General features: G+C 65.0%; 18 protein-coding genes. 8 read left to right on the top strand and 10 right to left on the bottom strand.

Annotated features, from left to right (window positions below):
* Positions 1-63 precede the first annotated feature (63 nt).
* Both IFT80_RS13005 and IFT80_RS13000 read right to left on the bottom strand, forming a co-directional pair.
* Positions 64-624, bottom strand: coding sequence for a GNAT family N-acetyltransferase (locus IFT80_RS13005; protein ID WP_185795179.1), 561 nt, complete (start codon positions 622-624; stop codon positions 64-66).
* 171 nt (positions 625-795) lie between these two features.
* The gene (locus IFT80_RS13000; RefSeq protein WP_122475418.1) at positions 796-1461 is read right to left on the bottom strand and encodes a GntR family transcriptional regulator; all 666 of its coding nucleotides are present in this window, start codon (positions 1459-1461) and stop codon (positions 796-798) included.
* A 254-nt stretch (positions 1462-1715) separates the two neighbouring features.
* Here IFT80_RS13000 and IFT80_RS12995 point away from each other — a divergent pair, with 254 nt between their 5' ends.
* The 7 genes from IFT80_RS12995 (at position 1716) to IFT80_RS12965 (ending at position 10550) form a co-directional block, all read left to right on the top strand.
* Entirely contained in the window at positions 1716-2963 is a 1248-nt protein-coding gene (locus IFT80_RS12995; RefSeq protein WP_185795177.1) for an NRAMP family divalent metal transporter, read from the top strand.
* A 28-nt stretch (positions 2964-2991) separates the two neighbouring features.
* Positions 2992-3762 carry a LamB/YcsF family protein gene (locus IFT80_RS12990; RefSeq protein ID WP_185795176.1) on the top strand — a complete coding sequence of 257 codons (771 nt, stop codon included), beginning with the start codon at positions 2992-2994 and terminating at the stop codon, positions 3760-3762.
* Between the two features lie 5 nt (positions 3763-3767).
* Positions 3768-4565: a putative hydro-lyase gene (locus IFT80_RS12985; protein ID WP_197975864.1), complete on the top strand. Its 798-nt coding sequence runs from the start codon at positions 3768-3770 to the stop codon at positions 4563-4565.
* Positions 4566-4574: 9 nt separating this feature from the next.
* Positions 4575-6194 carry a 5-oxoprolinase/urea amidolyase family protein gene (locus IFT80_RS12980; RefSeq protein ID WP_192137679.1) on the top strand — a complete coding sequence of 540 codons (1620 nt, stop codon included), beginning with the start codon at positions 4575-4577 and terminating at the stop codon, positions 6192-6194.
* Positions 6191-7930: an acetyl/propionyl/methylcrotonyl-CoA carboxylase subunit alpha gene (locus IFT80_RS12975; RefSeq protein WP_192137678.1), complete on the top strand. Its 1740-nt coding sequence runs from the start codon at positions 6191-6193 to the stop codon at positions 7928-7930. Before IFT80_RS12980 ends, IFT80_RS12975 begins: the two co-directional genes overlap by 4 nt.
* A gap of 140 nt (positions 7931-8070) precedes the next feature.
* Complete coding sequence (locus IFT80_RS12970; protein WP_192054800.1) at positions 8071-8985, top strand: lysine exporter LysO family protein; 915 nt, start codon at positions 8071-8073, stop codon at positions 8983-8985.
* 338 nt (positions 8986-9323) lie between these two features.
* Positions 9324-10550: a TIGR03862 family flavoprotein gene (locus tag IFT80_RS12965; protein ID WP_192058486.1), complete on the top strand. Its 1227-nt coding sequence runs from the start codon at positions 9324-9326 to the stop codon at positions 10548-10550.
* Positions 10551-10666: 116 nt separating this feature from the next.
* On the opposite strand, the gene IFT80_RS12960 is transcribed toward IFT80_RS12965, so the two are convergent.
* From IFT80_RS12960 to IFT80_RS12940, 5 genes are all read right to left on the bottom strand, one after another.
* Positions 10667-12001 carry a DEAD/DEAH box helicase gene (locus IFT80_RS12960; protein ID WP_192058484.1) on the bottom strand — a complete coding sequence of 445 codons (1335 nt, stop codon included), beginning with the start codon at positions 11999-12001 and terminating at the stop codon, positions 10667-10669.
* Between the two features lie 39 nt (positions 12002-12040).
* The gene (gene yedA, locus IFT80_RS12955; RefSeq protein WP_192054804.1) at positions 12041-12940 is read right to left on the bottom strand and encodes a drug/metabolite exporter YedA; all 900 of its coding nucleotides are present in this window, start codon (positions 12938-12940) and stop codon (positions 12041-12043) included.
* 91 nt (positions 12941-13031) lie between these two features.
* A complete protein-coding gene (locus IFT80_RS12950; RefSeq protein WP_185795169.1) occupies positions 13032-13643 on the bottom strand; it encodes a 3'-5' exonuclease in 612 nt (203 codons plus the stop codon).
* A gap of 12 nt (positions 13644-13655) precedes the next feature.
* Positions 13656-14135 (bottom strand): LabA-like NYN domain-containing protein, encoded by a 480-nt coding sequence (locus tag IFT80_RS12945; RefSeq protein WP_043192734.1) that lies wholly within the window; start codon positions 14133-14135, stop codon positions 13656-13658.
* Between the two features lie 126 nt (positions 14136-14261).
* A complete protein-coding gene (locus tag IFT80_RS12940) occupies positions 14262-14984 on the bottom strand; it encodes a DUF2076 domain-containing protein (protein ID WP_185795168.1) in 723 nt (240 codons plus the stop codon).
* Between the two features lie 221 nt (positions 14985-15205).
* On the opposite strand from IFT80_RS12940, the gene IFT80_RS12935 reads away from it, so the two are divergent.
* Positions 15206-15859, top strand: a complete 654-nt coding sequence (locus tag IFT80_RS12935; RefSeq protein ID WP_122475444.1) for a YciC family protein — start codon at positions 15206-15208, stop codon at positions 15857-15859.
* Between the two features lie 9 nt (positions 15860-15868).
* Here IFT80_RS12935 and rutF read toward each other — a convergent pair whose 3' ends face one another.
* From rutF to rutC, 3 genes are read right to left on the bottom strand one after another with little or no spacing between them, the layout of a single operon-like run.
* Positions 15869-16384, bottom strand: coding sequence for an NADH-dependent FMN reductase RutF (rutF, locus tag IFT80_RS12930; RefSeq protein WP_192054811.1), 516 nt, complete (start codon positions 16382-16384; stop codon positions 15869-15871).
* The gene (gene rutD / locus IFT80_RS12925) at positions 16381-17163 is read right to left on the bottom strand and encodes a pyrimidine utilization protein D (RefSeq protein ID WP_192137677.1); all 783 of its coding nucleotides are present in this window, start codon (positions 17161-17163) and stop codon (positions 16381-16383) included. Before rutD ends, rutF begins: the two co-directional genes overlap by 4 nt.
* 20 nt (positions 17164-17183) lie before the next feature.
* A complete protein-coding gene (gene rutC, locus IFT80_RS12920) occupies positions 17184-17567 on the bottom strand; it encodes a pyrimidine utilization protein C (protein ID WP_122475450.1) in 384 nt (127 codons plus the stop codon).
* Between the last annotated feature and the right edge of the window lie 6 nt (positions 17568-17573).

The following is a 17573-nucleotide window of genomic DNA, read 5'->3' as shown; positions in this document are numbered from 1 at the left end:
ATAGGCAGAACCAAATGGGCGCAATGATAGCGGACACTTGTACTGCGGACACCTGTGGGAGCGCTAACGGGTGTGCTGCCACTGATCCTGGGTGATGCGGTACAGCATGTGCCGCTGCAATTCATGCCCGGGCAGGTTCGGGTGGTCGAAGTCGCCCTCGTGGTCGCGCAACATGCCGATCGATTGCATCACCTTTTCCGACGACACATTGGCCACCGCCGTGAACGCCACCACCTCATCCAGCCCCAAGCGATCGAAGGCGCAAGCCAGGCAGGTCCAGGCCGCTTCACTGGCAAAACCCAACCCCCAATGTTCATAGGCCAGACGCCAGCCAATCTCGGTAGCCGGGGCAAAAGGCGCATCGAAACCTACCTGGCCCAGCCCGGCGAAGCCGATGAACTGCCCACTGTCCTTGCGCTCCAGCGCCCACAGGCCATAGCCCAATTCGGCAAAGTGACCGCGCACACGACCGATGACCGCTGCGCTCTGCAGCCGTCCCAAGGTTTCGGGAAAATAACGCATGACCCGCGGATCGGCGCACATGTCGGCAAACGCGGGCAGATCGCTGTCACGCCACTGACGCAAGATCAGTCGCGCACTTTCAAGTTGGAGGATCCCGCTCATTGCTGATTCCTTGTCGATACCCGCCCGCCCCGACCCGATTCGGCCTGGCAAGCACCTTCCCGCTCATTTCGAACGCGAGGTGGCAAGGGAGTTTTCACGGCAAGACCAACGGCGCATGCAGGCATGTCGAGCAGCCATTTCGACCGGACGCGTTTCCCTCGGCCTGGCGGGCTAGCGCCGGGTACTGCGCTCCCAGGCGGCCAGCACCGTACGCTCCGAACGCACCAGATAGGCCTCGAGCAACTGCGTGGCCTCTTGCGCACGCCCCTCTTCCAGGCAATGCAGAATGCAACCGTTCATGTCCAAGTAGGGCATGTGCAGGAAGCGCGGATCGTCGAGCAAGCCGAAGGCCAGCCGCAATTGCGCCGATATCTGCGCATAGAACGCCTCCAGGCGCGGGCTGTCGGCCAGTTCGACGACCGCCTGGTGGAACATCATGTTGGCCGTGCCCACGGCCTTCCAGTCCTTGGCCTCGCCAGCCTGCTTGCCCATGGCAACCGCTTCGCGCATGCGCACTGTGCCTGGGTGCAGCGGATAGCCTTGGGCAAGGGCCTGGCACTCGATGAAGCGGCGTACCCGGTAGATGTCGATGATCGACGCCATGTCCGGCACCGCCACGGTCACGCCGCGGTTTGGCTCGTGTTTGAGCAAGCCTTCACGGGTCAGGCCTCTGAAGGCCTCGCGCAGGGTGTTGCGCGAGATCTGCAGGGTTTCCGCCAGGGCGGCCTCGGACAGGCGCTGGCCAGGGACCAGTTCACCTTCCACCAGCATCCGGCGAATCTCCTGGGTAATGGATTCACCCAGGGAACGAGGCGCAGAAAGTGAGAGGTCGGTCATGTACGGTCCAGGGTCGGAAAAGTCGATTCGATGTTCACCCACTGCCAGATCTCAGGCAAGGCGAATGGCACTTCTGTGCATCATTAAGTAACAGCGCTCCTTGCAAGCGTTACAAACTGGTGCACATTGTGGGTTACTGTAAAACGTATTGTTGAACAATCCAAAGCATACAGATCAACACCTTCCGCTGGATTGGCAGGCTCTGGCATGTTCATTGCTCTGGCCCTGTCATCTCCCATCGCAGGAACGATGCCGTGACACAGACAGCCGCGACACAGACCGCCAAGGATTTCACCAAGGCGCGTCGCTCTTCCCTGATCGCCGCGATCTTCATGATGGCGACCTCGGCCATCGGCCCGGGCTTCATCACTCAGACCGCCACGTTCACGGCAAAAATGGGCGCGGCGTTCGCGTTCGGCATCCTGGCGTCGATTCTCATCGACTTCGTGGTCCAGTTGAACATCTGGCGCATCGTCACGCTGACGCGCATGCGCGCGGCCGACATCGCCAACAAGGCGATTCCAGGCAGCGGCTACTTGCTGGCCGTACTGGTCATCTTCGGCGGTGTGGTGTTCAACGTCGGCAACATCGCCGGTGCAGGCCTGGGCCTGAATGCACTGATGGGGCTGGATCCGAAATGGGGGGGCGCCTTGAGTGCGCTGATGGCCATCGGCATTTTCCTGTCTCGCCGTGCAGGCCTGGCCGTGGACCGAATGATTGTGGTGCTGGGCCTGGTGATGATTGGCATGACGCTGTTCGTCGCCTTCGCTTCCAACCCGCCGCTGGGTCAGGCGTTGTACCAAACCATCCTGCCGGAAACCGTGGATTTCGCCATCATCACCACCATCGTCGGTGGCACGGTGGGGGGCTACATCACCTACGCCGGCGCCCATCGCCTGCTCGATCGCGGCACCACCGGGATCGAGAATCTACAGGCGGTGAACAAGGCGGCTTTGAGCGGCATCCTGGTCACCGGACTCATGCGCTACATCCTGTTCCTCGCCATTCTTGGCGTGGTAGCCAGTGGCGTGGTCATCGACATTTCGGGTCAGGGCGCAAATCCGGCGGCGCAGGCCTTCCAGGCCACCGCAGGCGAGTTCGGCCTGCGCATCTTCGGACTGATTCTCTGGGCGGCCGCCATCACCAGTGTGATCGGTGCGGCCTATACCTCCATCTCCTTCATCACTGTTTTTTCGCCCACTATCAGCGAAAAGGCACGCAACCGTGCCACCACCGTGTTCATTGCCGTGTCGCTGCTGATCTATGTCCTGATGGGCACGGCGCCTGCCGCGCTGCTGCTCTTTGCGGGTGGTTTCAATGGCTTGATCCTGCCTATCGGTTTGAGCATCTTCATCTACGTGGGCTGGCGCCGGTCCGACCTGATGGGCGGCTACCATTACCCTCGCTGGCTGCTGGTGCTGGGCCTGCTGACGTGCCTGCTGACCTGGTACATGGCGATCAAATCGGTCGGGCCGATCTTTGCCTTCCTCAAGGTCGTATGAGCCAGAACAATTACAAGGAATCTCTGCAATGCCAAGCATCGATATCAACAGCGACCTGGGTGAAAGCTTCGGCGCCTGGAGCATGGGCGACGACGATGCCATGCTCGACATCGTCACCAGCGCCAACGTTGCCTGCGGCTTCCACGCCGGCGATCCGGCCGGCATCCTGCGCACTCTCAAGGCTGCCGCGGCCCGGCAGGTCAGCATTGGCGCCCATGTGTCCTACCCGGACAAGGTCGGCTTCGGCCGCCGCAACATGGATGTGGCCAGCGACGAGCTGACCGCCGACGTGATCTACCAGATCGGCGCCCTGCAGGGCCTGGCCCAGGCCGCCGGCACCCGCGTCAGCTACGTGAAGCCCCATGGCGCTTTGTACAACACCATCGCCCACGACCGCCGTCAGGCGCTGGCGGTGATCGCCGCGATCCGCGCCGTCGACTCGCGCCTGGTGCTGGTGGCTCTGGCCGGCTCGAGCCTGATCGAACTGGCACGTGAGCAAGGCCTGACCTGCATTGCCGAGGCCTTCGCCGACCGCGCCTACACCCCAGAGGGCACGCTGGTTTCACGGCGCGAGCCGGGCGCGGTGCTGCACGATCCGCAACTCATCGCCCAGCGCATGCTGCGCCTGGTCGAAGACGGCACCCTGGAAGCGATCGACGGCAGCATCACGCGCATCCAGGCCGACTCGATCTGCGTGCACGGCGACAGCCCGGCCGCCGTGGCCATGGCCCGTGAGCTGCGCCGGGTAATGGAGCAGGCGAACATGCGCCTGCAAGCGTTTGCCGGAGACCGACCGTGAGCGCCCTGAAGCTCGCCGCCCGGCGCGCTGTCGACGCCGCCCGCGCAGCGCGCGCGGGCTACCGTGGTGGTCTGGTTGCACCTTCTGCCGGGATCGCGCCGGGCATGACCCAGGCCAACCTGATCGCCCTGCCCCGCGACTGGGCCTATGACTTCCTGCTGTACGCGCAGCGCAATCCGAAAGCCTGCCCCATCCTCGACGTCACCGATGCGGGCAGCCCGCACACCGTACTGGCAGAAGGCGCCGACCTGCGCACCGATCTGCCGCTGTACCGGGTCTGGCGCAACGGCCAGTTGGCCGAAGAGATCAGCGACGCCCGCCCCGCCTGGGCCGAGCACGACGACATGGTGACCTTTCTCATTGGCTGCAGCTTTACCTTCGAAACCGCGCTGCAGGAAGCCGGTATCGAAGTCCGGCACATCGCCGACGGCAGCAATGTGCCGATGTACCTGAGCAACCGTGCCTGCCGCCCCGCCGGGCGACTGCGCGGTGACATGGTGGTGTCCATGCGCCCTATCCGCGCCGACCGGGTGGCCGAAGCCTGCACCATCACCGCCCGCTATCCCTCGGTGCATGGCGCGCCGGTGCACGTCGGTGATCCAGCGCTGCTGGGCATCGCCGACCTGGCCCATCCCGACTTCGGCGAAGCCGTGCGCATCGAACCGGGCGAGGTGCCGGTGTTCTGGGCCTGTGGCGTCACGCCCCAGGCGGCGGTCATGGCGTCGGGCGTGCCGTTCGCCATCACCCATTCGCCGGGCCATATGTTCATCACCGACGTGCCTGACAGCACGTACCACGTCTAGGAGATTGCCGTGCGTTTTCTACCGGTCAACCTGGACACCCTGCTGGTCGAGCTGAACGACCTGGAGCAGACCCTGGCCCTGTTCGACGCCTTGAGCGCCGAGCCGCTGTTGGGGGTTGAAGAGATCATCCCGGCCGCGCGGACGCTGCTGATCCAGTTCCGCCCCAGCGCCATCACCCGCCAGGCGCTGGTCGACCACGTCGCCCGTCAGGACCTGGGTCAACGCCGGGCCGCCGAGCAGCGCCGGGTGGAAATTCCCGTGCACTACAACGGCGAAGACCTCGACGAGGTCGCCGCGCTGCTGCAGATCAGCCGCGACGAAGTGATCCGCCGCCATACCGCAGAGGATTACAGCGTGGCGTTCTGCGGCTTCGCGCCGGGCTTCGGCTACCTGACCGGCGGCGCCGGATTCCAGGTACCGCGCCGGCAGACGCCGCGCACGCGCATTCCGGCCGGTGCCGTGGCGCTGGCCGGCGAATTCAGTGGCATCTACCCCAAGGCCAGCCCCGGTGGCTGGCAGATCATCGGCGTCACGCCCTTGCAGATGTGGGACCTGGACCGCGCCGAACCGGCTCTGTTGCGCCCCGGCTACAAGGTACGTTTCATCGATGCCGGGCCGCTGCCTGTAGGTGGCTTGCCGGTGCCCAGCCAGCCCGCTGCGGCCCTGCCACCGAGCGGCGCGTACCTGCAGATCCTCAGCCCCGGCCTGCACAGCGTGCTGCAGGACACCGGCCGCATTGGCCAGACCGGCCAGGGCGTGTCCCGCTCCGGTGCGCTGGACCTGGGCGCGTTGCGGGCCGCCAACCGCGCCGTCGGCAACCGCTCGGACATGGCCTGCGTGGAAACCGTGCTCGGCGGCCTGCGCTTCGTCTGCCACGGCCACGCCGTGATCGCCGTCACCGGCGCGCAAACCCCGGTTACCCTGACCAGCGCCAGTGGCCTGCAATGGCCTGTGGACAACTATCGACCCCTCGAACTGGTACCGGGTGACACGGTCACCCTCGGCACACCCAGCGCCGGGCTGCGCAGCTACCTGGCGATCCGCGGCGGCTTCGACGTGGCGCCGGTGCTCGGCAGCCTGTCGACCGACACCCTGGCCCAGGTCGGCCCGCCCGCCCTGGCTGCGGGAGACCGGTTGGGGTTCACCCCGCCCAAGGGCGGCACCAGCGTGTCGCTGAGCGAAGCCCCGGCGTTCGCCCTGCCCAAGACGGCCGACATCGTCACCCTGGATGTGCTGATGGGGCCACGCAGTGACTGGTTCACCACCGACGCCATCGAGCGCTTGAGCAGCCAGCTCTGGCAGGTCACCCCGCAATCCAACCGCGTCGGCATCCGCCTGGCCGGTGAAACGCCGCTTACGCGCAGCAACCCCCAGGAGCTGCCCAGCGAAGGCACCGCCGTGGGCGCGATCCAAGTGCCGGCCAGCGGCCAGCCCGTATTGTTCCTGGCCGACCACCCGCTGACCGGCGGCTACCCGGTCATCGCCGTGGTCGCCAGCTACCACCTCGACCTGGCAGGGCAGATACCGGTCAATGCACGGATCCGCTTCAACCCGGTGGCCGCCTTCGAAGACATCCAGCCCACCGCGCCAGCCCCTTCTTCCTCTGCCGATGTGGAAAGACTTCCATGAAAAAGCTCTTGATTGCCAACCGCGGCGAGATCGCCGTGCGCATTGCCCGTGCCTGCCGCGACCATGGCGTGCGATGCGTGGCGGTGTACGCCGATGCCGACATCGACGCCCTGCATGTTCGCCACGCCGATGAAGCCTACGGGCTCGATGGCCAGCGGCCCGCCGAGACCTATCTCAACATCCAGAAACTCCTGGACGTGGCCCGCCGCAGTGGCGCCGACGCCGTGCATCCCGGCTATGGCTTTCTCTCGGAACGGGCTGATTTCGCCCGCGCGGTCATCGACGCGGGGCTGATCTGGGTCGGCCCCAATCCCGAGACCATCGACATACTTGGCGACAAGGTCGAAGCGCGCAAGATCGCCCAGGCCGTGGGCGCGCCTCTGGTTGCCGGTACGCCGGGGCCGGTGGCAAGCGCTGACGAGGTGCTGGCCTTTGCCGAACAGCACGGCCTGCCCATCGCCATCAAGGCCGCATTCGGGGGTGGCGGACGCGGCATGAAGGTCGCCTGGCGCCTCGACGAGGTGGCTGAGCTGTTCGCCTCGGCGGTGCGCGAGGCAGAAGCGGCCTTCGGCCGTGGCGAATGCTACGTGGAACAGTTTCTCGACCGGCCCCGGCACATCGAAGCGCAGATACTGGCCGACAAGCATGGCCAGGTGGTGGTGGTGGGCACGCGCGACTGCTCCCTGCAGCGCCGCAACCAGAAGCTGGTGGAAGAAGCGCCCGCGCCGTTCATCACCGAACAGCAGCGCGAGCGTATTCATCAATCGGCCCGCGACATCTGCGTCAAGGCCGGTTATGTCGGCGCCGGCACGGTCGAATTCCTGCTCAGCCAGGATGGCACCCTGTCGTTCCTGGAGGTCAACACGCGCCTGCAGGTCGAACACCCGGTCACCGAAGAGACCACCGGCGTGGACCTGGTGATCGAGCAACTGCGCATCGCCGACGGCTTGCCGCTGTCGTTCGATGAAACCCCGGCGCCGCGCGGTCACAGTTTCGAATTTCGCATCAATGCCGAGGATCCGGGCAAGGGCTTTCTGCCCACTCCCGGCGAGATCGACGAGTTCATGCCGCCGTTCGGCCCAGGCGTGCGCCTGGACAGCGGTGTGACCAGCGGGTCGAGCGTGCCCAGCCACTTCGATTCGATGATGGCCAAGCTGATCGTCACCGGCGCCACCCGTGAGCAGGCGATTGCCCGCGCCCGGCGCGCCCTGGCCGAGTTCCGCATCGAGGGGATCGCCTCGGTGCTGCCGTTCCACCGCGCCGTGATGGATCACCCGGACTTCACCGGCAGCGACGGTTTTGCCGTGCACACGCGCTGGATCGAAACCGACTTCGCCGAGACCATCAGCCTTGCGCCGCGGGCCGCACCCGTGGCCGACACGGACATTCTGCGCACCTTCGTCGAGATCGATGGCAAGCGCCACGCCCTCGGCCTGCCAACCGCGCTGCTGCGCGGCATGAGCCTGAATGCGCCGGCCGAGGCCCCACCGCACGCAACGGCCGCTGCAGACGTGGATCCCCAGGCCTTGCTCACCCCGGTGGCGGGTAACCTGCACACTTGGGTAGTGGAAGACGGCGCGACGGTGTCCAGCGGCCAGGTAGTGGCAGTGGTCGAAGCGATGAAGATGGAAAGCTCGGTACTGGCCCCGTGTGCAGGCCGCGTAAGCATCGGCCAGCAGGCCGGTGACTACTTCGAGGCAGGCGCCGTGATCGGTCGTATCCAGGCCGACGACTGACCCATGGCAGCAGGCGGCACCGGGTCATGGCCCAGGTGCCGTTACCTGGAAAAAGCCCAGCCGAACGCGCTGCGCATCTGGAATAATGCCGGCCTTCGTCACCCGCACCACTCCATGGATTTTGCACAAGGCCTGCAACAATGCTTTCGATCGTCGCTTCACTCCTGCCCATTCTGCTGGCGCTGGCCGGCGGCTGGCTGCTGGCAATCTTCATCAGCCCCGCACTGCGCCAGCGGCTGGTGAAGCTGATCACCCCATTCATCTGGCTGCTGCTGTTTTCGATCGGCTACGAATTCGGCAATGTCTTGGGCGCCTTGAACTCGGCACGCGAATCGGCGCTCACCGCGCTGGTCTTCGCCCTGCTCACCACCGCCGTGCCCTGGTTGATGCTGTCGTGGGGCACCGCTGCTGCAGTGGCCCACCCAGCGTCGGCGCGTCAGGGGCTGGCGGGCATTGTCCCACCGCTCAAGGAGTGTCTGATCGCGCTGCTCGCCCTGGCGCTGGGCGTCGGCATGTATCACCTGTGGGGCGCGGCCGACGGCTCGGGTTTCGCCTGGCCTTCGACCAGCTACTTCCTCTATGTACTGATCGTGCTGGTTGGGCTGGACCTCTACGGAGTCCGGCCCGACCCGTCGTGGTACTCGCTGCGCACGCTGAAGATTCCCGCGATGGTGGTGATCGGCTCGCTGCTGGGCGGCCTGCTCGCGGCGTGGGCCACCGGCCAGCCACTGGCCATTTCCATGGCGCTGTCCAGTGGCTTTGGCTGGTTCACCTTGTCCGGCGTGCTGGTGGGCCACCATGCCGGTGAAGCCTTCGGCGCCATGGCCCTGCTGACCGATCTGTTCCGCGAGATCCTCGCCATCGGTCTGCTCTACAGCCTGGGCGCGCGGCGTCCGCTGCAATGCATCGCTGCAGGCGGTGCCACATCCCTGGACTCGACCTTGCCGATCATCAAGCAGAAGTGTCCGCCCGAATTGCTCCCGGTGGCCCTGGTCAGCGGTTTTCTGCTGACGGTGGTCGGGCCCTTGTTGATGGTGTTCTTCCTGACCGTATGAGTTATGCACACCGGCGCAGCGGTGGATAAGTTACGCACAATCGCTGTGCAACTGCCTGTGGATAATCTGCGCATAAGCGCCTGGCGTGCCGTACAGGCGGGGGTATGGGCTAAGCGGTCATTTTTTGATCAGTGATGTCGAGCGGTTTTGCACGCGCAAGCGCCAGTTACCCACATCCGCTGTGCAACCGCATGTGGATAACCTGCGCAAAACAGGCTGCAGGCCTTGCGCTGTGGGGCTTTCAGGAAGCCGATCAAATATTGATCAACATCGCCTGTGGATACAGGAGCGGAACGAGCCGTGTAGAATTCTCGTTCTTTCCCTGTCGATCCGCATACATGCACTCTTCTTCCCCTCGCGTCGCCGTGATCGGCGGCGGCCCGGCGGGCCTGATGGCCGCCGAAGTGCTGAGCCTTGCCGGCGTGGCCGTCGACGTCTACGACGGCATGCCCTCGGTGGGCCGCAAATTCCTCCTGGCAGGCGTCGGCGGCATGAACATCACCCATTCCGAGCCCTACCCGGCTTTCGTTTCGCGGTATGCGGAACGTGCGCAGGACGTTCGAGCATGGCTGGACCCATTCGATGGGTCACGGCTGCGCGAATGGATTCATGGCCTGGGTATCGACACCTTCGTCGGCACCTCCGGGCGGGTGTTCCCCGCCGACATGAAGGCCGCACCGCTGCTGCGGGCCTGGCTCAAGCGCCTGCGCGAATCCGGCGTGGTTATCCACACCCGCCACCGCTGGCTGGGCTGGAACGCCGACGGCAGCTTGCGCATCGCCAATCCACAAGGCGAGTTGGCCATACCTGCGGATGCCACGGTGTTGGCGTTGGGTGGCGCTAGCTGGGCGCGGCTGGGTTCCGACGGCGCCTGGGTGCCGTGGTTGCATGATCGCGGTGTACCGATCAAGCCGCTGCAACCCTCCAACTGCGGCTTCGAAGTGCCGGGCTGGAGCGCGCTGCTGCGGGAGAAGTTTGCCGGCGTACCGTTGAAGAACGTTGCCCTCGGGCTGGCTGGCGAGCCCTTGCGCAGGGGTGAATTCGTGCTGACCGAAACAGGGGTGGAAGGCAGTTTGGTGTATGCACTGTCAGCCGGGATTCGCGAGGCGATCAACCGCACAGGCAAAGCGACCCTGCATCTGGACCTGCTGCCGGACCGTCCTGTGGATAAGGTTCGGGCCGCGTTGCATAAGCCGCGGGGGTCTAAAAGCATGGCCCGGCACCTGCAGGGGCAACTGGGCCTGGAAGGGGTGAAGGCCGGCCTTCTGCGGGAGCTGACCGATGCGCAAGCCTTTGCCGACCTCGATGCGCTGACCTTGGCGATCAAGGCCCTGCCGCTGACGCTGGTGCGCGCGCGGCCGCTGGACGAGGCCATCAGCACGGCGGGCGGTGTGGACTTGCAAGGGTTGGATCGGCACCTGATGCTCAACGCCGTGCCAGGCACCTTCTGCGCGGGTGAAATGCTGGACTGGGAAGCGCCTACCGGCGGCTATCTGCTGACAGCCTGTTTCGCCAGCGGGCGGCGCGCGGCGGATGGCGTGCTGGAGTGGCTGGCGCGGGGGTGATGTTTACCGCAGGGGGCCTCTTCGCGGGCAGAGACCCGCTCCCACAGGGTCGGCATTCCCTTTAACCTGTGGGAGCGGGCTCTGCCCGCGAAGAGGCCCTCAGCCCCCCACACACCTCAAGGCTTGCGCTTGCGCGGCCCGGTATTGAACACCGGGACCTTGCGCACTGGCTTGACCACCGGCACCGCATCCACCGGTGAGTCACCGCTGTCGACCCACTTGCCCAGGTTCCTCTTGCTGCCACTGACCTTGGGCTTCTTCGGCTTTTTCGGTTTCTTCACCACCTGGCCGCTGGCATCGGTGTCCGGCACGCGGTGGTCGGGCACGAAGTCAGGCTCGTCGACGCGCTTCAGCGTCTGCCGGGTGAGCGTTTCGATGGCCGACAGCAACTGCACTTCGTCGGCGCAGACCAACGAGATAGCCTCACCGGTGGCCCCGGCGCGACCGGTGCGACCGATGCGGTGAATGTAGTCTTCGGCAACGATGGGCAGGTCGAAGTTGACCACCAACGGCAGGTCTTCGATGTCCAGGCCGCGCGCGGCAACATCGGTGGCCACCAGGATCTGCACCTCCGAGGCCTTGAAGCGATCCAGCGCGCGCTGGCGCGTGGCCTGGGGCTTGTCGCCGTGGATGCCATCAGCGTTGACACCCAGACCTTGCAGCTTCTCGACCAACGCGTCGACGCCGTTACGGGTCTTGGCGAACACCAGCACCTGTTTCCAGCGCTGCTTCTTCAACAGATGGCAGAACAGCTCGGCCTTGCGCTTCTTGTCCACCGGCACGATCCACTGCTGCACCGAGCTGGCCGCCACGTTGCGCGGGCTGACTTCGATGCTCAGCGGGTCGTTGAGCATCTGCCCGGCGAGCAAGCGAATGGCATCGGAAAAGGTCGCCGAGAACAGCAAGGTCTGACGCTTCTTCGGCAAGGCCGCATAGATGTCGCGCAGCTCCTCGGAAAAGCCCAGGTCGAGCATGCGATCCGCTTCATCCAGCACCAGGGTCTGCAGCTGGGAAAACTTGACCGCGTTCTGCCGATACAGATCGAGCAGACGCCCAGGCGTCGCCACCAGCAGGTCGACGCCCTTGCGCAGCTTCATCATCTGCGGATTGATGCTGACCCCGCCGTACACGGCATAAGTGCTCAACGGCAGGTGCTCGCCGTACTCGACGATATTGGCGTGGACCTGCTCGGCCAGCTCGCGCGTGGGGCACAGCACCAGCGCGCGCACCGAATTGCTTGCCACCTTGGGCCCTTCCATGGCCAGCAACTGCAGCAATGGCAGGGCGAAACCGGCGGTCTTGCCGGTGCCGGTCTGGGCCGCAGCCATCAGGTCGCGGCCGGCCAGCACTGCCGGAATGGCTTGGGTCTGCACCGGGGTCGGCGTCTGGTAGCCAAGCGTTTCAAGGGCGCGCTGCAGGGGTTCGATCAGGCCAAGGGTGGCGAATGTCATGGGTCTACCGTCAGAAGATGTTTCGCAATGGCCGGCAGTTTACCCTGTCGGCAGCGCTTTCGCCTTGCGCCATTGCGGCACCCCGATCAACACCACCGCACCGATGATCACCGCCATCGCCACGCACTCCTCGACGCCGATGTGCTCGCCGGCGAAGAGAATGCCCAGCAGCACGGCCACTGCCGGGTTGACGTATGCATAACTGGTGGCGGCTGCCGGACGCACGTGCTTGAGCAGGTACATATAGGCACTGAAGGCCACGATCGAACCGAAGAACACCAGGTAGGCCAGCGCGCCCCAGCCGGCGGCGGTCGGCCATTGCTGCAGGCGCTCGCCGGAAATCAGGCTGCCGAGCAGCAGCACCGCGCCGCCGATGAGCATTTCCGCCGCTGCTGCCATGGCGCCCTGGGGCAATGGCAGGCTGCGGCTCCATACCGAGCCAAAGGCCCAGGCGGCCGCCGCGAAAATCAGCAAGGCGGCGCCCAGCGGGCTGGCCTGCAGGTTGGAGCCCAGGTTGAGCAGACCAATGCCGATCAGCCCGAGGACGATGCCGGCCCACTCCAGACGAGTATTGCGCTGGCCGCGAAACAGGCCGAAGAACAGGGTGAACAGCGGCACGGTGGCCACGGCCAGCGCCGCCACGCCGGAGGACACCCCGGCGTGCTCGGCGACCGTGACCCCACCATTGCCGCAACTGAGCAGCAGGATGCCCACGCACCCGGCTGCGCGCCATTGCGGCCAGCTGGGGTTGGGCGCCCCGCGCAGGCGCAGGAAGCTGTACAGCAGGGTTCCGGCGATGAGAAAGCGCACCCCGGCCATCAGCAACGGTGGCCAGGACTCGACGCCGATACGGATGAACAGGTACGTCGAGCCCCAGACGAAGTACAGGGCCAGAAAAGCGCCGATGAGCAGCAGGGGGAAGCGGGACTTGGCAGGCATTTCAAAGGTCATCCATGGTGTGTTTTTATTCTTTCCTGATGGGAACGGCGCGGGCGGCACTCCCCTCTACCCGCGAAGAGGCCCTCCAGCCCTAGCCCATCCGATACTTCTGCAACACCTCGCGCATCTTCGCCATCGGCACTTTCTGCAGCGTGCAGAACAACCCATGGGACACCTCGGCCAGCCCGTGGCGTTCGCGCAGTTCCAGCGCCAGGTGCTGGGTCAGGTTGGCGGCCATCTCGGCGTCGGCCATGGCCCGGTGAGCCTGGCCGGTGTGTGGCAGTTTCGCCCACTGGGTCAAGGTGCCCAGCTTGTGATTCGGCGCGCCAGGGAACAGGCGCCGGGCCATCAACATCGAGCAGGCGAAACTCTGCACCCGTGCCCGGCGCAGCAGGCTCAGCTCGTGGTCCCAGAACTTCTGGTCGAAGGAAGCATTGTGCGCAAGCAACGGCGTGCTGCCGACGAACTCGGCCACTTCGGCCATGACCTCGGCGGCCGGTGGGGCCTTGCGTACCATGGCCGTGGTGATGCCGGTGAGGCTGGCAACGAAGCCAGGCACGGGCAGGCCGGCGTTCATCAGGCTCTGGTAGCGCCCGACGATTTCGCCGCGCTCGAGCATGACCACGGCGATTTCCGTGGCGCGACAGCCCATGTTCGGCGAGATGCCAGTGGTTTCGAAGTCGATGACAGCAATGCGTTCCAAAGCGGTGAAACCTCAGTTCTTCAGCAGCAACGCGCCTTCGATGGGCACGTAGCGGGTGGCGGCGCGGATCAGTGAATTGGCGGTCAGGCCTGGAACTCCATAGGCCACGGCCTCGACGCCGTGCTTGCCGATGATGCGGTCGAGCAGCAGGTCGAAGTCGCCGTCGCCCGAGGCAAGCACGATTTCGTCGACGTGGTCGGCGGCGTCCATGATATCAATGGTGATGCCCACGTCCCAGTCGCCCTTGGCCGAGCCATCGCTGCGCTGGATATAGGGCTTGAGTTTGACCGTGAAGCCGAGGTTGCGCAGGATCTGCTGGAATTGCTGCTGCTTGCTGTCGCCACGGTCGATGGCGTAGGCATAGGCTTCGACGATCTGCCCACGCTGGCCGATGTCGGCCCACAGCGCGGCGTAATTGAAATGGCAGCCGTAGGCCTGGCGCACGGTGTAGTAAAGGTTCTGTACATCGGCGAACACCGCGATCTTCTTCACCGCACTTCCTCGTCGCGCTGGGCGCCTGAGCTTCTGGATAGCCAGTATGCCAGTGTTGAGGCAAGGATGGGGGTGACTGTGCCGGCCTCTTCGCGGGCATAGGGCTCGCGAAGAGGCCCTCAGCCTTTACACGAAATCATCATCCTCGGACATGAAGCCGCCGTCATCGCCGCTGTCATAACCGGCATCCGCCAAACCACCCTGTTCATTCCAGCTGTCATTGCTGACCTGTTGGGCATCGCCGCTTTCGTTCCAGCCACCGCCGTCGCTGGCCTGGGCGGGCTCTTCCTTGATCACCTCGACGACCTCCTGCGGATTGTCGTGATGAAACAGACTGCTGATGCCCTGCGCCAGCATCACACCACCGGCCACACCCGCGGCCGTCTGCAGGGCGCCGCGCATGAAACCGCCACCTGCGGCCGGCGCCTGAGCACCTGGGGCGGCGTAGTTCTGCTGTGGCGGTGGCTGGTACGCCGGCGCCTGGCGGGCCGGCTCGCGCCAGCCATTGCCCTGCGGCTGCACTGCCCGCGCAGGCTGCTGTGCATCGCGAGTGCCGCCACCGAAAATGCTCGACAGGAAACCACCACCGCCCTGCTGCGCCGGTGCTGCCGATTGGCTGCGCGCCTGTTGCAATTCGGTCTGCAGCTGCTGGTTCTGCTCGCTCAGGCGCTTGATCGCCGCTTCCTGGACCAGGATCGCCTGCGCCATGTAATAAGGCGCGGCCGGCTGGGCGGCCACATGCCCCTTGATGCGTTCGTCAGCCTGCGCATCACGCGCACTGCCATCTTTTTCGGCCTGCTGGAGGCGGGTGAACAGACCGTCGATCAAGCTTTGTTCATCAGTGTTCATGGCGACCTCGCTCGATTGCCCACAAAATGGGTACAGCCGGCGCACAGTGCGTCGGTTCTGCTTCAATGATGGGGCTGGCGCCCCGCCTTTCAATGACCGGCCGCGATTAAACTTTGTTCACCCTCCCCCGTTGCCGCCGTTCGCAGCCTGCGGGCCGGGTGTTGAAAAGCGCCACCATCGGCTAAAGTGTCGACCTGCTTTTTGACCTGTGACCCGGCCCCATGAACCCGCTGATCGTATTGCGCGACTCGTTCTATTTCTTCCGCATCAACCTGTGGGCGATTCTGCGCCTGTGCCTGCCGCTGGTGGTCTGCGAGGCCCTGGCGCGCGAACTGGTGGCGCGCGCCAGTGGCCCCGACGCCACCGTCATGTACGACGTGGCGGTGGGCTTGCTGTTCTACCCGCTGTACACCGCCGCACTGATCCTGTTTCTCGACGCCCGCACCGACGGCTACGAGCCGCAGGGTCGGCACCTGCTGGGCAAGGCCTTGCACCTGTGGCCACGCTTCGCCCTGATGGCTGCCCTCAGCACACTGCTAATCATGTTCGGCATGTGGCTGTTCGTGCTGCCGGGCCTGTACCTGATGATCAAGCTGTCGTTCTCGGAATACCTGCTGGTGCTGCGCAACATCACCCCCTTGCAGGCCATGCGCGAAAGCTTCGACATGACCAAGGGCAAGTTCTGGCCGATCCTGTTCACCCTGCTGGCGATCATGATCCCGCTGTGGCTGCTCGACGGCCTGAGCGCAATGGCCTGGACCGACACCCAGCCCACGCTGGTGCGGCTGCTGGTGGACAGCGTCAACAGCTTCCTGCAACTGCTGCCCAGCGTGGTGTTGTTTCGCCTGTTCATGTTGATGAGCAAGCCTGACTGACCACTGCGTTCAGGCGCTGGCCTGGGTGCCGGCCAGCTCGTGGTAACGCCGAGCGAAGTAGACCAGCACATCGGCTTCGTCCTGCTGGCGGATATCCAGTACTTCGCACACCAGAATGTCGTGGGTACCGACGCTGGTACTGCTGGTGATCTTGCAGTCGAAAGACAGCTTGGCACCTTCCAGTATCGGCGCACCGGTGACCCCCTGGCTCCAGCAGCCACCCTCGAAGCGCTGCGCCTGGGGCGTCTTGCCGCCAAAGGCGTTGGACAAGGCTTGCTGGCCATTGCCCAGGGTGTTGACGCACACCGTGCCGTTGCCTGTGAACGACTCGTACACCGATGCAGTGCGATTGATGCACACCAGCAGCGTCGGCGGCTGGTCGGTCACGCTGCACACCGCCGTGGCAGTGAAACCCGCGCGCCCATGGGGGCCGTCGGTGGTGATGACGTTCACGGCGGCGGCCAGGCCGGCCATGGCGTCACGAAAGGCTTGACGCTCGACGGGAAGCGAATGAGGCACGGTCATAGTGAGAGTCCTTGAAAGTAGTCCAGCACAGCATGATGGAAGGGTTGCGGGTCGCTGACGCTTGACGCGTGCCCGCCGTATTCGAGTACCACCAGCGTGGCATTGGGCAGCCGATCGGCCAGGTGCCGGGAACGCTGCCACGGCACCAGCATGTCATCCCTGTTGGCGATCAGCAGCGTGGGCGTGTGAATGCCTTGCAGCCGCGATTCGATGTCGAAGGTTTCCAGCGCGTTGATCCGCCGCAGCAGGTTGTCATGGCTGGGAAAGTGGGCCAGAGCATGGGCCTCGTCTTCGGCCAGACGCGCGCCGTTGCTGGCGATCCAGTCGGCGGGATACAGAAACAACGCCTGCGCTTGTACGTAAGCCTGCGCGCCGCAGTGGCGCAGCAGGTTCTTGCGTACCGCAAAACAACGGGCGCTGTGCGGATTGGGGCTGCTCCAGGCGTTGATCAGCACCAGGCTGCTCAACCGCTCCGGGCACATCGCTGCCAGTTCCAGCCCAACCAGTCCACCCAGGGCATGGCCCATGAAATGGCACTGTTCGATGTCGAGTTCATCGAGCAGTGCCAGCAGCTCTTCGGCCATGTGCGCGATGCAGTAGCCTTCGGGCAGTTGCGCAGGGCTGCGCCCGGTGCCGGCGTGATCGTAGGTCACGACCCGGAAATGCTCGCCGAGCAGCGCCAGATCACCGGCCCAGAACCCGGCCGAGCCGCCGAGACCGGAACTGAGCAGCAAAGTAGGCGCGCTGGGGTCCTGGCGACCTTGAATGGAGTGATACATGGAAACCTCCGGATTGAGCGTCAGCCGACGTGAGCGATGCTGGCGATTTCGATCAGCGCATCGGGCTTGACCAGACCGCACTGGATGCAATAACGCGCAGGTTTCTCGCCGGCGAAGTACTCGGCGTACACCTCGTTGACCTTGGGGTAGTCGGCCCAGTCGCGGATCATGATCATGTTGAAGGTCACGTCATCCAGGGTACCGCCGGCCGTTTCCACCACACCCTTGATGGTCTCCAGCACGTGACGGGTCTGCGCTGCCGCGTCACCGACGTGCACCACGTTGTTGTCCTTGTCGAACGGCAGGGTGCCCGAGACGTACAGCACGCCATCGGCCAGCGAACCCGGAACGAACGGCGCCAGGGGCTTGCCGGTGCCTGCAGGGATAATCGATTGCTTGGTCATCTGTGC

Source organism: Pseudomonas sp. CFBP 8771, from assembly GCF_014841695.1.
Taxonomy (GTDB): Bacteria; Pseudomonadota; Gammaproteobacteria; order Pseudomonadales; family Pseudomonadaceae; genus Aquipseudomonas; species Aquipseudomonas baltica.
The sequence above is the reverse complement of the archived record's forward strand: the minus strand, read 5'-3'. Positions and strand labels throughout refer to the sequence as shown.

What these genes read in the sequence shown, in the direction of transcription:
- IFT80_RS12935 (WP_122475444.1), top strand. Translation starts at nt 15,206, where the DNA reads ATGAACCCGCTGATCGTATTGCGCGACTCGTTCTATTTCTTCCGCATC.
- IFT80_RS12960 (WP_192058484.1), bottom strand. Translation starts at nt 12,001, where the DNA reads ATGACATTCGCCACCCTTGGCCTGATCGAACCCCTGCAGCGCGCCCTT.
- rutC (WP_122475450.1), bottom strand. Translation starts at nt 17,567, where the DNA reads ATGACCAAGCAATCGATTATCCCTGCAGGCACCGGCAAGCCCCTGGCG.
- IFT80_RS12940 (WP_185795168.1), bottom strand. Translation starts at nt 14,984, where the DNA reads ATGAACACTGATGAACAAAGCTTGATCGACGGTCTGTTCACCCGCCTC.
- IFT80_RS12975 (WP_192137678.1), top strand. Translation starts at nt 6,191, where the DNA reads ATGAAAAAGCTCTTGATTGCCAACCGCGGCGAGATCGCCGTGCGCATT.
- IFT80_RS13000 (WP_122475418.1), bottom strand. Translation starts at nt 1,461, where the DNA reads ATGACCGACCTCTCACTTTCTGCGCCTCGTTCCCTGGGTGAATCCATT.
- IFT80_RS12965 (WP_192058486.1), top strand. Translation starts at nt 9,324, where the DNA reads ATGCACTCTTCTTCCCCTCGCGTCGCCGTGATCGGCGGCGGCCCGGCG.
- yedA (WP_192054804.1), bottom strand. Translation starts at nt 12,940, where the DNA reads ATGCCTGCCAAGTCCCGCTTCCCCCTGCTGCTCATCGGCGCTTTTCTG.
- IFT80_RS12970 (WP_192054800.1), top strand. Translation starts at nt 8,071, where the DNA reads ATGCTTTCGATCGTCGCTTCACTCCTGCCCATTCTGCTGGCGCTGGCC.
- rutD (WP_192137677.1), bottom strand. Translation starts at nt 17,163, where the DNA reads ATGTATCACTCCATTCAAGGTCGCCAGGACCCCAGCGCGCCTACTTTG.
- IFT80_RS12990 (WP_185795176.1), top strand. Translation starts at nt 2,992, where the DNA reads ATGCCAAGCATCGATATCAACAGCGACCTGGGTGAAAGCTTCGGCGCC.
- rutF (WP_192054811.1), bottom strand. Translation starts at nt 16,384, where the DNA reads ATGACCGTGCCTCATTCGCTTCCCGTCGAGCGTCAAGCCTTTCGTGAC.
- IFT80_RS13005 (WP_185795179.1), bottom strand. Translation starts at nt 624, where the DNA reads ATGAGCGGGATCCTCCAACTTGAAAGTGCGCGACTGATCTTGCGTCAG.